The sequence below is a fragment of the Fibrobacter sp. genome (assembly GCA_024399065.1).
In the GTDB taxonomy this organism is placed as follows: domain Bacteria; phylum Fibrobacterota; class Fibrobacteria; order Fibrobacterales; family Fibrobacteraceae; genus Fibrobacter.
In genome coordinates this window covers 61,067-73,582 of record JAKSIB010000010.1, presented here as the reverse complement: position 1 = coordinate 73,582, position 12,516 = coordinate 61,067, and the positions used below count along the sequence as shown (strand labels likewise).

12 protein-coding genes are annotated in these 12,516 nt (G+C 51.2%); 11 read left to right on the top strand and 1 reads right to left on the bottom strand.

Annotated features, from left to right (window positions below):
- Nucleotides 1–21 precede the first annotated feature (21 nt).
- From MJZ25_06855 to MJZ25_06840, 4 genes are all read left to right on the top strand, one after another.
- The gene (locus MJZ25_06855) at nucleotides 22–1,293 is read left to right on the top strand and encodes a redoxin family protein (GenBank protein MCQ2123890.1); all 1,272 of its coding nucleotides are present in this window, start codon (nucleotides 22–24) and stop codon (nucleotides 1,291–1,293) included.
- Between the two features lie 75 nt (nucleotides 1,294–1,368).
- Nucleotides 1,369–3,303 (top strand): tRNA uridine-5-carboxymethylaminomethyl(34) synthesis enzyme MnmG, encoded by a 1,935-nt coding sequence (gene mnmG, locus MJZ25_06850; protein ID MCQ2123889.1) that lies wholly within the window; start codon nucleotides 1,369–1,371, stop codon nucleotides 3,301–3,303.
- A gap of 67 nt (nucleotides 3,304–3,370) precedes the next feature.
- Nucleotides 3,371–3,691 (top strand): hypothetical protein, encoded by a 321-nt coding sequence (locus tag MJZ25_06845; GenBank protein ID MCQ2123888.1) that lies wholly within the window; start codon nucleotides 3,371–3,373, stop codon nucleotides 3,689–3,691.
- Between the two features lie 164 nt (nucleotides 3,692–3,855).
- The gene (locus tag MJZ25_06840; GenBank protein ID MCQ2123887.1) at nucleotides 3,856–4,446 is read left to right on the top strand and encodes a hypothetical protein; all 591 of its coding nucleotides are present in this window, start codon (nucleotides 3,856–3,858) and stop codon (nucleotides 4,444–4,446) included.
- Between the two features lie 115 nt (nucleotides 4,447–4,561).
- On the opposite strand, the gene MJZ25_06835 is transcribed toward MJZ25_06840, so the two are convergent.
- The gene (locus tag MJZ25_06835; protein ID MCQ2123886.1) at nucleotides 4,562–6,055 is read right to left on the bottom strand and encodes an NAD(P)-dependent oxidoreductase; all 1,494 of its coding nucleotides are present in this window, start codon (nucleotides 6,053–6,055) and stop codon (nucleotides 4,562–4,564) included.
- A 124-nt stretch (nucleotides 6,056–6,179) separates the two neighbouring features.
- On the opposite strand from MJZ25_06835, the gene tadA reads away from it, so the two are divergent.
- The 7 genes from tadA to MJZ25_06800 all read left to right on the top strand — a co-directional run bounded on the left by tadA (nucleotide 6,180) and on the right by MJZ25_06800 (nucleotide 12,458).
- A complete protein-coding gene (gene tadA, locus MJZ25_06830) occupies nucleotides 6,180–6,722 on the top strand; it encodes a tRNA adenosine(34) deaminase TadA (GenBank protein ID MCQ2123885.1) in 543 nt (180 codons plus the stop codon).
- A gap of 79 nt (nucleotides 6,723–6,801) precedes the next feature.
- Nucleotides 6,802–7,629, top strand: coding sequence for a hypothetical protein (locus MJZ25_06825; GenBank protein ID MCQ2123884.1), 828 nt, complete (start codon nucleotides 6,802–6,804; stop codon nucleotides 7,627–7,629).
- Nucleotides 7,629–8,348 carry a hypothetical protein gene (locus tag MJZ25_06820; GenBank protein MCQ2123883.1) on the top strand — a complete coding sequence of 240 codons (720 nt, stop codon included), beginning with the start codon at nucleotides 7,629–7,631 and terminating at the stop codon, nucleotides 8,346–8,348. Before MJZ25_06825 ends, MJZ25_06820 begins: the two co-directional genes overlap by 1 nt.
- Before the next feature lie 9 nt (nucleotides 8,349–8,357).
- Nucleotides 8,358–9,266 carry a hypothetical protein gene (locus MJZ25_06815; GenBank protein ID MCQ2123882.1) on the top strand — a complete coding sequence of 303 codons (909 nt, stop codon included), beginning with the start codon at nucleotides 8,358–8,360 and terminating at the stop codon, nucleotides 9,264–9,266.
- A 17-nt stretch (nucleotides 9,267–9,283) separates the two neighbouring features.
- The gene (locus MJZ25_06810) at nucleotides 9,284–11,098 is read left to right on the top strand and encodes a fimbrial protein (protein MCQ2123881.1); all 1,815 of its coding nucleotides are present in this window, start codon (nucleotides 9,284–9,286) and stop codon (nucleotides 11,096–11,098) included.
- A gap of 3 nt (nucleotides 11,099–11,101) precedes the next feature.
- Complete coding sequence (locus MJZ25_06805; GenBank protein MCQ2123880.1) at nucleotides 11,102–11,737, top strand: OmpA family protein; 636 nt, start codon at nucleotides 11,102–11,104, stop codon at nucleotides 11,735–11,737.
- 61 nt (nucleotides 11,738–11,798) lie between these two features.
- The gene (locus MJZ25_06800; protein MCQ2123879.1) at nucleotides 11,799–12,458 is read left to right on the top strand and encodes a hypothetical protein; all 660 of its coding nucleotides are present in this window, start codon (nucleotides 11,799–11,801) and stop codon (nucleotides 12,456–12,458) included.
- Nucleotides 12,459–12,516: the final 58 nt, after the last annotated feature.

Below are 12,516 nucleotides of genomic sequence, written 5' to 3'. Positions count from 1 at the left end.
ATTGAAATTAGGAGATTACAAATGAAGAAGAATAAGATTGCTCTTGCTGCAGCACTTGCTTTTGCTGCTTGTAGCCAGTTGGATTCTACTCCGAAGCCGGCTGCTATTAATGCTCAGTCCACAGACGAACAGAAGTTTGCTTACATGATGGGCGCTCAGTTTGGTTCTCAGAACTTTGAAGCTATTCCTCGCCAGATGGGTGAACAGCTCCATGTTGACGTTGTTGTTCAGGCTATTCGTGATAATGCCAAGGCAGTCAAGGATACTAACAACAAGCTTCAGTTGACCACTGAACAGCTTCAGGAAATCGGTGGCAAGTATTCCAAGATCGCCCGTGACCGCATTGAATCCATGCGTCCGGATAGCGCAACCCAGGCTTCCTTTGCAGGCGATGGCGCTAAGTATGGCGCTTACATGGACTCTGTGATGAAGTCTCAGACCATTACCGAGGCTCCGAAGGCTACAGGCGCTGCTGTTGCCTTGAATGCAGAATCTGCTGATATAGTCAAGTTCTCTTACTTGATCGGTTTGCAGTTCAGCTCCAACTTCAATGCCCTCAGCAATCAGTTTGGCGCCGCTTTGGATGAAGAATACTTCGTTCTCGGTGTGAAGGAATCTGATGCGAAAATTCGTGATACCACCTTCGCAATGCAGATGCCGAAGGATTCCGTGGAAGCTGTCAGCCAGCGTTTCCAGCAGAAGCTTCAGGAAAAACGTGAAGAAGCAGCAAAGAAGTTCGAAGAAGAACAGCAGAAGCTCAAGGAAGAAGTTGCTGCCCTCAAGGGAGACACTTTGGGCAATGGCATGCCGAAGCTTATGAACTTCAAGGTGAAGGCAACTGGCATCACCGTGAAGGGTGAAGATTTGTCCGCATTCGCAGGCAAGAAGCTTCTTATGTTCTACTTCTCTGCAACTTGCGGTCACTGCGCCCATGCAGCTCCGCAGATTCTCGAAATGGCCAAGGAATTCGCTAAGGATGGCTTGACCACTCTCGCTGTTGCTAGCGGTGGAAACAACAAGTCCGGCATTCGTAAGTTCATGGACAACGCAAAGTGGGATGAAACCATCAACGTGATGTGGGATGAATCCCGCCAGTTCGGTGAACTTTACAGCGATGGCTATGTTCCCAAGGTTTATGTTGTGAACCCGGATGGTACCTATAAGCAGTATGCTGCCTTCGAAAGTGAAAAGGAAGACATGAAGAAGGACATTGCTGCTTTGCTGAAGGGTGAAAACGTTGTTTGGAATCCGGAAGCTCCGAAGACTGAAGAAGCCCCGGCTGCAGCTAAGTAACGAATGATTCTTTAGGCGCGCCTCTGTGATGATGGCGCGCCTTGTTTTTGAAACTGTTGTCTGTTTGAGTGTGTTATGAGTGCGATTCTTGCGGAATATGATGTAGTTGTCATCGGTGGCGGCCACGCCGGTATCGAAGCGACTCATGCTGCCTGGAAGCTGGGTGTGAAAACGGCTATGTTGACTATGGATATCAATGCCATCGGTCGCATGTCCTGTAATCCTGCTGTGGGTGGTGTTGCCAAGGGTCAGATCGTTCGCGATATTGATGCGTTGGGCGGTTTGATGGGTCTTTTGACCGATAAGGCTGGCATTCAGTTCCGCATGTTGAACATGAGTAAGGGTCCTGCTGTTTGGGGTCCTCGCGCTCAATGCGACATGAAGTTCTATAGCGAAGTTGCCCGCGAAGTGATTACCTCTCTTCCGGGACTTTCTGTAATTCAGGGCGAACTTGCAAGTTTTGAACGCATGCTTGACGGCCGTCTTGAATTGACCCTTTTGAACGGCGACCGTTATATCACCAAGTCCATTGTGGTGACCAGCGGAACCTTCCTTGCATCCAAGATGTTTACAGGCTTGGATACAAGTGTTGGTGGCCGTGTGGGCGAGCCTAGTTCCGATAAGTTGTCTGAATGTTTGGCTCGTGAAGGTGTGCAATTGCGCCGCCTTAAAACAGGTACACCTAGCCGCCTTGACCCGGAATCCATTGATTTCAATGAATGCGAAGTTCAGCGTGGCGATGATGTTCCGTGGCCCATGAGTGACCGCCATCTGGACAATACGGTTCCTGGTTTTGATGCCAACTATTTCTGGGGTGATCAGCAGAACAAGTTTGTCCGTAATGATTGCGTTTGCTGGATTACCCGCACCAACATCAAGACCCACGACATTTTGCGTAGCGGCTTCAAGGACAGCCCCATGTTCAGTGGTAGAATCCACGGCAAGGGACCTCGTTACTGCCCCAGTATCGAAGACAAGATTAACCGTTTTGGCGATCGTGATGGTCACCAGTTGTTCCTTGAACCGGAACAGGCGGACATTGGTCGCGTTTATATCAACGGCTTTAGCAGTAGCTTGCCGGCTGATATCCAATTGGCCGCAATCCATACCATTCCTGGTTTGACTCGCGCCCGAGTTCTCCAGATTGGTTATGCGGTGGAATACGATTCTGTGGATGCCACCCAGCTGTATCCTACCTTCGAATGCAAGAACGTTCCGGGCTTGTATTTTGCAGGCCAGGTTTGCGGTACCAGCGGTTACGAAGAAGCGGCTGGTCAGGGCCTTATGGCAGGTATCAATGCTGCCCTGAAGGTAAAGGGGGAGGCTCCTCTGATTCTTGGACGTTCCGAAAGCTACTTGGGCGTCATGGTGGATGACTTGGTCAATGTCCTTTTGGATGAACCGTACCGTATGTTCACCAGCCGTGCGGAATACCGTTTGTTCCTCCGTAGCGACAACGCGGAAGCCCGTCTCAAGGAAAAGGCTCACCAGATTGGTATGATTTCTGATGCGGATTACGCTGATTGGAAGCGTCGTCAGCAGCAGATGGCTGATGCCAAGACTCGTTTTGCGGAAGTTTCTGCTACACCGGATGAGGCCAATAAGGTTCTCGAGGCTGGTGGCCAGGCTCTTGCCACGGAACGCACCCGCTGGATTAACGTCCTCCGTCGTCCGGGGATTGACCCTGAAGTGTTCTTCAAGGTTGCCCTTCCGGCAGAAACGGTTCCTGAATTGCAATTGACCCGCCGCGATCAGTGGTATATGTATGCCGAAGAAATCTATGCAGGATTCTTTGACCGCCAGGCCCGTGAAATCGATGACCAGAAGAAGATGGAGGCTGTAAAGCTGTCCCCGGATCTGGATTATATGCAGATTACCGCCATCAGTATTGAAAGTCGCCAGCGTCTGAACGCACAAAAACCGCTGACTTTGGGCCAGGCTAGCCGTATTCCTGGGGTTCGTCCTGCCGATATTACGGTTTTGGCCCACTGGTTGGAGAACCGCTCATAGACAGCAATGTTAGATTTTATTATCTTTGCGCCGTCAAAAAATTCACAATTTTCCAAAGAGGTATATTATGGCAGAAGAAGTTAAAGAAGAAGTTAAGGCAGAAGAAGTGAAGACTGAAGTTAAGCCTCAGGAAGCCAAGTCCGAAAAGAAAGCTCCCGCTAAGAAGGGTGGCAAGCGTCCGTTCAACAAGCGTGGCCCGAAGGGTGGCAAGTTTGCTCCTGCTGCTGCAAAGAAGCCGGCTGTGTTCAGCGACTCTCTGGAAGATCGTTTCCCCGCTCTCGCAGCTAAGCTGAAGAAGCACATCGAAGACGGCATCAAGCAGAAGATCAAGGATGCTCAGAAGGACCCGAACGTGAAGAAGGCCTCTGAAAAGTTCGGTGCAAAGTAAGCCGACAACTTCTACTGGAATTTTGAACACCCTGGGTAAACCGGGGTGTTTTTTTTTAACAACACTTTTTTGTGATACCCATCACGAAATTTTGAAATTTTTCTAAACTTGTGTAAGTAGAATGTAACAAAAAGAACGAACCACCCATTCTTTAGGAGGATATTATGAAAAAGTTCTTGATGTTCTTGATGTGCGCTGCTGCATTCACTTTTGCACAGACCGAAGAAGAAACCGAATACCAGGAAGAAGAATCTACCCAGGTTGAACAGGCTGAAGAAGCTGGAGAAGCTGAAGAAACTTCTTCTGTAGCTCAGTCCGAAGCTGTAGATTACTATGCTGTTGACAGCCTTCAGGTTTACAACGATTTGGTCGAAAAGTTCGAACGTCGTGGCAACAAGATTCGTCGTCCGGGTAATCCGCTGATTATCGCTGGTAGCATCGCCCTCGGTGTTGGCCTTGTGATGGAAATTGCTGGTGCTACCGATATGTATTGTGATTCTTATGGTGAGAACTGTGTTGGCGACGGCACAACCCTTTATGCTCTTGGTTACCTTACTGCCGTGGCTGGTGGTTTGAGCCTTGCAACTGGTATTACCCTGAAGATTGTTGGTGGTACCCAGTTGAAGCGCGCAAGAATGTATCGCAAGAAGGCTGAAGATTATGCCGCTCGCAAGGATGCTGCATTCCTGCATGTTGTCCCGACAATCGACCCGATCAATGGTCGTTTTGGCACCTTGGCCTTGCTCGACTTCTAATAGTTGAAAAAAAGCTTAAAGAAAAAACGTCGGGGCGAAAGCCTCGGCGTTTTTTAGTTTTTGCGGTTGTGCGGAACATGAATCGCGCGACATGAACCGCGCGATTTGCTACGAATTAAGCCTGGGGTTCTGCGGCAGGTTCGTCCACAATGCCCATGAGCTTTTTGTGGATTGCTGTAGCAGCCTGACGACCAGTCTTCATAGCCATCACGACGGTAAGCGGGCCGTGCATGGAGTCGCCTGCGGTGTAAACCTTTTCAACAGAGGTTTCGCCGGTAGTAGCATCCTTCACCACGATGGTGCCGTTCTTGTTGGTTTCGAGACCCGGGATGCCTTCTGCTGCAACAGGGGAAACCTTGCTGCCGATGGCGATCACTGCGGTGTCGCAGACGATGGTTGCACCGTCGCCCTTCACGCGGATCGGGCGGGGACGGCCGTTTTCGTCAAGTTCGCCAAGTTCGAACATACCGAGCTTTGCCATGCAGATCTTGCCTTCTTCGTCGGCAATGAATGCTTCCGGAGTGTGGAGTTCCATGACCTTGACGCCTTCGTCCAGAACTTCCTTCAGTTCGGCCTTGCAAGCGGGCATTTCGTTCATGGTTCTGCGGTAAACGATACGGACGGATTCTGCACCCAGGCGGAATGCCATGCGGGCTGCGTCCATGGCCACGTTGCCACCGCCAGCGACGATGACGTGCTTACCGGAGTACATTTCCTCGCCCAGGTTGCCCTTGCGGAGGTATTCTTCAGCAGTGTAGACGCCCTGAAGATCTTCGCCCGGAATGCCGAGCTTCATAGGAATTGCTGCACCGATGCCGACGAATACGGCGTCGAAGCCCTGCTTCCAGAGGTAGTCGATGGTCACGTCCTTGAAGACGCGGATGCCGGTGCGGCATTCAATGCCCATCTTTTCGACGATGGAAATTTCGTAGTCCAGGATTTCCTTGGGGAGGCGGAATTCAGGAATGCCATAGCGGAGCACGCCGCCAAGCTTGGGCTGGCTTTCGAAAATCACCACTTCGTGACCCTTGGAGCGGAGGTCGATGGCGGCGCTGAGGCCTGCAGGACCGGAACCGATCACGGCAATCTTCTTGCCGGTTGCGGGTGCTACTTCAGGAACCTTCTTGCCACCCAGGTTCAAACGTTCGTAGTCTGCAACGAAGCGTTCCATGAGACCCAGCTGGAGGCCCTTCTTCGGGTCCTTGAGGCTCTTGCCCATGGCGCAGTTGGACTGGCACTGTCTTTCGTGGGGGCAGACGCGGCTGCAGATGGAGGGAATCAAGGAAGTGCCGCGGATGATGTCGATTGCACCCTGGAAGTCGCCTGCGGCAACCTTTTCGAGGTACTGGGGAATGGGCATTCCGATGGGGCATGCGGCGGTGCAGAACGGCTTCTTGCACTTCATGCAACGATTTGCTTCAACCTTGGCTTGAGCTTCGGTGAGACCAAGGCAGGTTTCTGCCATGGTGGGGCGACGTTCAATGGGGTCCAGCTCTGCGGCTTCCTGAGGCTGAATGGACAGCTTGTCCTTCAGGGTGATGGTGGGAAGGGCTGCAAGGCGTTCCAGTTCCTTTTCTGCGGCCTGGTTCAGTTCAGCTGAATCATGCATAAAATTACCTCGTTGATTCTTGTCGTAAAACACAACTAATTTGCGAGGCGCAATATAGTATTTTTACAGGTTCGGTAAAAGGTTCAAAGTTTGGTTGTACGTAAGATTTTTGTATTTTTGACCCATGGCTGAAATTAACTCTGAAGAATTCCAACTGGAAATTGCTGCCCGTCTCCTAGCCGAGGAGGACCAGCGCTTTATGCGCATGGCTATTCGTGAAGCAGAAAAGGCCTTTGAGGAAAAGGAAATCCCCATCGGTTGCGTTATCGTAAAAGACGGCGTGGTCATTGGCCGCGGACACAACCAGATTGAAATGCTGAAGGATGCCACCGCCCATGCAGAAATTCTTGCCATCGGTACCGCTGCCGCCACCTTGAACAATTGGCGTCTGGACGGTTGTACTTTGTATGTAACGCTGGAACCTTGTCCCATGTGTGCCGGCGCTATTCTCAATAGCCGTGTGGATCGCGTGGTCTACGGCTCCAAGGATACCCGCTTTGGCGGTTGCGGAACCACCATCGATGTCATTACCGGAAACGCCTTGAGAAGGACAGTTCCTGTCACTGGTGGAATCTTTGCCGAAGAATGCGTTGGTCTTCTGAAACGCTTTTTCCAGCAGATGCGTTTGGAAAAGGGCGATAGCGGTGCAAAACCTCCCCAGACCTAGTTGAAATAAGGTGCTGTTATGGTGCAAAACCCGTTTTGATTTACTGAATCAACGGGTTCTTTTTTCTATTATTCACACCATGAATTTCTTTAAATTTTGCGCCAGCTCTGCTGCTCTTTTAGTTTTGTGTGCCTGCGAAGGAAATGATTACGTTCTCTCTTTCAATACCCAGAACGTTCCTTCCCAGACCTATTCCCTCGAATCTTCCATGAATGCCATTTTGCCGATGGATACCGTGTCCGGAACTCCCGAAGCAATGAATACTCGTCTTTTTGTGCGTGCCACCAATAATTTGCTGACCGCATACGACAATGGCACCGCCAAGTTCGAAATGAAGATTGACTCCGTGGACTACAAGTCCGACAAGCGCTCTGTGGAAGAATTCCGCAGCATGGAACGCTACATGTCCACTGAACATTTCCAGTTCAAGATGGCTAAGGACGGTGTGGTCAGCGATCCGGTGATGGAAGATTCCGTCATGCTGGGTACCGAGGCCCTGGACTTGGTCCGCCTCTTCTTGAAAATCCAGCCCATCCTTCCGGGTAAGGGCGTTGCCTTGGGTGAAACCTGGGAACGTTCTGTCGAAATTCCGGGCAACGGTGGTAACACTGTGGTCTACAAGTCCTTCACCCTGCAGGACCAGTACGCACACGATGGCGTGCAGATGGCAAAGATCGGCATGAACATCAAGTACAAGGAAGCTGGCGACACCTCTTCCGACCTTCGCATGGAAAGCAAGGGCTTCATCGTTGGTACCGGTACCATCTTGTTCGACATGACTCACGGTGTGATTTCCAATGTCTCTATGGAAATTACCGGCGACCTGAGTGTTAATGACCTGGTTGCTGACAACGTCATTCCCGACATGCACGTAATCCAGAAGATCAAGTTGAAAGGTGAAATTTAATGATCGCTAAAATTCGTAGCATCATTGCCATGGCCGCCCTGGTCGCTGCAGGTTCCGCAGTGGCTGGTGAGTTGCCTTTCCCGGCAATCGAAAATGGCAAGGTCAAACTTGTCGAAGCAGATAGTCCGTACATCCTGGAACAGGGTATGGTCTTCTCTGCAAATGATACCTTGGTGGTTGAACCTGGTGTTACGGTGCTGATGGGCGAATACGCCAAGCTTATGCTCCGTGGCACGGTCAAGATTTCCGGCTCTGAAGCGAAACCTGTGGTTTTCCGCAGCGCAGATTCCAGTGGCAGCTGGAATGGCCTGCATTTTGTTTCTTCCAACCGTCCGTTTGAAATCAAGCACCTGGTGGTGGAAAACGCTTTCCGCAATACAGTTTTCCGTTCCAAGGGTATTTTCGAAAACGTGAAGTTCGTGAACAACTACTACGGACTTTGGGTGGACGACGTTCCTGAAATTTTCTTGTCCCGTTGCGAATTCGTGCGCAACCGCTTTGCCCTTTCTATTCGTGCTGGCCATGTTCTTTCTTCTGAAACGAAAATGTCCAATAACGTTTACGGCCTGTATCTGGAAGCCGGTGGCAAGTTCGATGGTGACCAGAGTTTGATTAAGAATAATCTTGAAGCAGACGTCCGTAAGGAATCTGAAGACATGGCCAAGAGCGGTAAGCGCGTGACACGTAACGTGTGGCAGCGTATCGAAACTGGTTTCTAAGAGGTTTTGGTGCAAGAGAATTTTCGCAGATCCATTCGTAAGATGACGGGCAACAGTGTCCGTCTCTCGGTGCGCCCTAACAGGTCGTCCATGGTTGCGAATTTGTCCCAGTCCATGATGGTCACCTGGTCCATTGTTCTTTACGAACATTTGGATGCCATGTTGAACGACCCTTCTGTGAACGTGGGCTCTTCGGAATTGATTTCCTATAGCGAAACGGCGTGGAAACTTGCCGACGCCAGCTTCCCTCAGATCATCGCCGACGCCAACAAGTTGTACGACGAATTCCGCGCCAAGTGGATGCAGCGTTTCTCTACAGAAGAAGTGATGCGCCTGCTCCTGGAAAGTGGCGAGTTCATGCAGCACGACGAGGAAAAGGGTTGGCTTCTCAACGTGAAGAACAACAAGCAGGACATTAACGCCTTCTATTCTGCAACTATCCATTTGCTGGTCAGCGATGCTGAACCGCTGTTTGTGAGAATGCACGGCCGCGTGATGCAGTTGCAGGAAAAGCTTTGCAAGTATTGGCACTCTGAAAGTGCAGTGGACGCCGTGTCCAAGTTGCTCCCCAGTTTGGAAGCATCCTTGCGCGACAAGGAGAACGCTATGATCGTGTCTCTCCGTAGCTCCTTGAATGTTCTGGCTAAGAAGCGCTTTGCCGCCGCCTTTGCTTCCAAGAATCCGCCCCGCTACTACAGCTCCGCTGCTAGCTGCGCACGCAATGTAGGCCGTTTCTGGAATCCCCACTACGCTTACGAAAACGGCTTCCTGGCCTTTACAGATGATTTTTGTGATTATGCCCGCGGTCTTACCATCCAGATTATTGAATGGTACCAGAGCAAGTGGGCTTTGTTCCTCCGCGGGTTCTCTCGCGGTCAGTTGAATTTGTTTGAAACCACGGCCGACCATAAGGCCTAAAATAAAACAGGTATAAAATGAAAAATGCTTTCACGACCACTTTGTTGCTCACCATCGCAGGCTTTGCGGTTCTCGTAGCCGGAGCTTGCTACTTTGGTGCTCCGCTTTTCGGCTGGGTGATTCTGTGCGCCATCTTCGCTGTGTTCTTGATTGAACAGGTGGTGGCTCTCAAGAAGTTGAAGCAGATCTCCGCTGAAACGGAAGTCCTTGATGCTTGCGAAAGCCGCGGTTCCTTTAGCGTGTCTGGTGACGGTGTGGTTGCAAAGCGTATCGCTCTTGCCCGCCAGCTGGTTTCCAAGAAGATCCGCCTGGATTCTCCCATCGCTTACGAAGTGTTGAACAGCAACGTGGGAATCTCCGTTCCCCGCAGCGCCGGTAGCACCGTGATTCTTCTGGGCCTCATGGGAACCTTCTTCGGCTTGATGTACTCCGTTGCTACAGCCGGTGGCGCCATCGACAATTCTACCACCCAGGGAACCTTGGATACCATCCAACTTCTCTTCCAGGGTATGAAGGGAATCTTCGGAACATCTCTTTGCGGTTTGTTCGCTGCCTTGATTTTGAATGCTAGCCGTACTTTGCTGAACGCAAGCCTTAACGGTTTCATGGCTCGCCTTGATGCATTGACCTTGAACCTCCAGGGTTCTGACGATGAAGTGGAACAGAGCAAGGATGAACTTGGCCGCCTCTTTGATTCCGTCGAAGAAAACTTGGCAAAGGTTGCTTCCGCTGTGCAGGAGGGCCTCAGCGGCGTAGTGGCAATGGTGGGCGAGGAACTCACTTCTGCTACTGCAAAGATTTCTGCTGAAATGTCCAATACCACAAAGTCCTTCAGCGATTCTCTCGCAACTGTGGTGAGCGGCATGAACGGTGCTGTCCAGAATCTTGGCGATTCCGTCAGTTCTTCTCTTAATGGCGCCTTTGCTCCTATGGAACAGAGCGTGAAGGCTTTGTCCACTTCTGTGGAATCCATCCCGGCAAAGCTGGACGACAAGCTGAACGGTTTGTCTTCTGCTTTGAACGCTGGCCTCGGCGATATCGCTGGTGGCGTGAAGGAAGGCCTGCAGGGCGTTTCCGGCAATGTGGAAAATGCCTTGGCTAAGGTTGCTTCCGATGTGAAGGCTGGCCTTGATGGTGTTGCATCTGCTTCCGCTGCAGCAATGTCCGGCACTACTGAAACCATCGGCGCTTCCGTTGCCGATCAGGTCAAGCAGTCCAACGTTCAGTGGAACGAATTCATGCAGCGTCTTGAAGAAAAGACTACTGCCAATGTGGATGCCCAGCGCGAAGGTCTGGAAACTCTCAAGAACGTTGCCCTTCAGGTTGCAGAAAAGGCTCAGGCCGGTTCTGCAGAACTTTCTGCTTCCGTGTCCGAAAAGCTTGGAACTCTTTCCAACGATATTCTGGCAGCTTTCCAGAAACTTTCCGAAACATCCGCGGTGCTGCTTGAAGCCCAGAAGGCTCTCACTGAAAGCATCGACAACCGCGTGGTCAAGGAAAAGGAAGCTACCGACGCTCTTGGCGGAAACATCGTGGAAACCGCAGAACTTATGCGCGTGAACCAGTCCGAACTTAGCGCCAACCTTGAAATGCTTCGCGCCGGTCTGGAAACCATTCTTGAAAAGCTCAGCGGCGATACTGCTGAACACGAAGAAGAAGAAAACTTTGTGGAACACCTCAACCAGTCTCTGGAAGCCTTCCACGAACGCGCCAGCGAAGTGCTTATGGAAAACGCCGTCAAGACCCAGGAAATCCTCCTGGAAGTCCTGGAACAGACTCAGCGCGGTACCGCCATGGCTCCGGCCGCATCCGCAGACAAGGTGGAGGGATAATCCATGCGGTTCCGCAAGGACGAAAACAACAATCCTTGGATGGCCTACACGGACCTTGGCATCGCATTGGTGTCATTGTTCATCTTGGCGTTTGTCGCCATGGCTACCCTCAAGGAACAGAAGGCCGAAGACCTTACCCGTACCGAAGAAGAAGTGCTGAGCTGTCAGGAAGAAATGCGCAAGATTGCCGCAGAGCGAAACGCCCTTCTCTCCAAGAGCTTGCAGACTTCCATCGAAGCAGGCCTTATTGCCTTGGAAGATGGCAAGATCCAGATCCAGGCAAGTTTCCTTTTCCCCATTAACGGAGCCGACTTGACTCCCGAAGGCGTCGGTGTTATCAGGGGCATCAGCAAGGGCTTGCTTGAAGCCTTGGATTCTACCGACGTAATCATGGTCAGTGGCTTTACCGATGATACTCCGGTGAAGTCCAAGACATATACCAACTGGAACCTTTCTACGGAACGTGCAGTGAACGTGGTGAAGACCTTGATCAAGGAAGGTTTCCCGCCGGAACGTCTTTTTGCTGCTGGTTTTGGCGAACATCAGCCCAAGTATCCCAACGACAGCGAAGAACACCGTCGTTTGAACCGTCGCGTGGAAATCGGTGTGACCCCGCTCCAGATGAAGGACAAGAAATAGTAGGGCTGTCATTGCGAGCAACGCGTGGCAATCGAAGCAGAGTTAAACTGAAGGTTATAAAATGCAGGAACGTTTAGAAAATCTTCGCCAGAATATCGACGCTATCCGTAAGACCGGAAAGCTGCCGCACTGGCGTATGGTCTATGCGGACAACCTGCTGAACCGCGCCGGCGAATATGTGGCTGTGGACCGTTTGCCCGAAGCTGGCATGGTGGCTGATAAGCTTGATCGCTGGATTGCAACTCACACGCCTAAGGCCGACGATTCTAGCCGCTTTGCAGAAAATCCCATGGTGTTCTGGAATGAACAAATCCTGGGTGGAATTTCTGAACAGATCAAGAAGACTCTTGCTGATAAGCGAATGCTTATTCCTAATACAGAAAGGGACACCATTCTCCGTCGCTTGAATGTGGTTGAATCCTGGGTCAAGGATGGTAACGCCATTGCCGCCCACGAAGAATTGCTTTCTTTGCGTGGCGCCTTGATTGCTCGACTCCGCCGTAGTTATCGTGCCCGCCAGGCTGCAGTAACCGCATACCAGCAGGGGGGCTTTACCCAGCCCGAAGGTACCTTGGTGGGTCCCTATAACGCACGCCACACTTTGGAAGAAACCTTCCATGTGGTGGGCGAACGCGACCCCATTTGGATCGAAGACTTCCTGGAAATCTATAATGATCTGTTCCGCATTGTGGAACGCCTCGTACCCCAAGACAAGAAATAAAAAAAGAACCGCAACCTTGAGGCTGCGGTTTCTTTTTTGTTCAAATTTCGAGGAATGT

Bases quoted from the DNA above. Each gene is read 5' to 3' on its own strand.
- MJZ25_06855 (MCQ2123890.1), top strand. From the start codon at position 22: ATGAAGAAGAATAAGATTGCTCTTGCTGCAGCACTTGCTTTTGCTGCT.
- mnmG (MCQ2123889.1), top strand. From the start codon at position 1,369: ATGAGTGCGATTCTTGCGGAATATGATGTAGTTGTCATCGGTGGCGGC.
- MJZ25_06845 (MCQ2123888.1), top strand. From the start codon at position 3,371: ATGGCAGAAGAAGTTAAAGAAGAAGTTAAGGCAGAAGAAGTGAAGACT.
- MJZ25_06840 (MCQ2123887.1), top strand. From the start codon at position 3,856: ATGAAAAAGTTCTTGATGTTCTTGATGTGCGCTGCTGCATTCACTTTT.
- MJZ25_06835 (MCQ2123886.1), bottom strand. From the start codon at position 6,055: ATGCATGATTCAGCTGAACTGAACCAGGCCGCAGAAAAGGAACTGGAA.
- tadA (MCQ2123885.1), top strand. From the start codon at position 6,180: ATGGCTGAAATTAACTCTGAAGAATTCCAACTGGAAATTGCTGCCCGT.
- MJZ25_06825 (MCQ2123884.1), top strand. From the start codon at position 6,802: ATGAATTTCTTTAAATTTTGCGCCAGCTCTGCTGCTCTTTTAGTTTTG.
- MJZ25_06820 (MCQ2123883.1), top strand. From the start codon at position 7,629: ATGATCGCTAAAATTCGTAGCATCATTGCCATGGCCGCCCTGGTCGCT.
- MJZ25_06810 (MCQ2123881.1), top strand. From the start codon at position 9,284: ATGAAAAATGCTTTCACGACCACTTTGTTGCTCACCATCGCAGGCTTT.
- MJZ25_06805 (MCQ2123880.1), top strand. From the start codon at position 11,102: ATGCGGTTCCGCAAGGACGAAAACAACAATCCTTGGATGGCCTACACG.
- MJZ25_06800 (MCQ2123879.1), top strand. From the start codon at position 11,799: ATGCAGGAACGTTTAGAAAATCTTCGCCAGAATATCGACGCTATCCGT.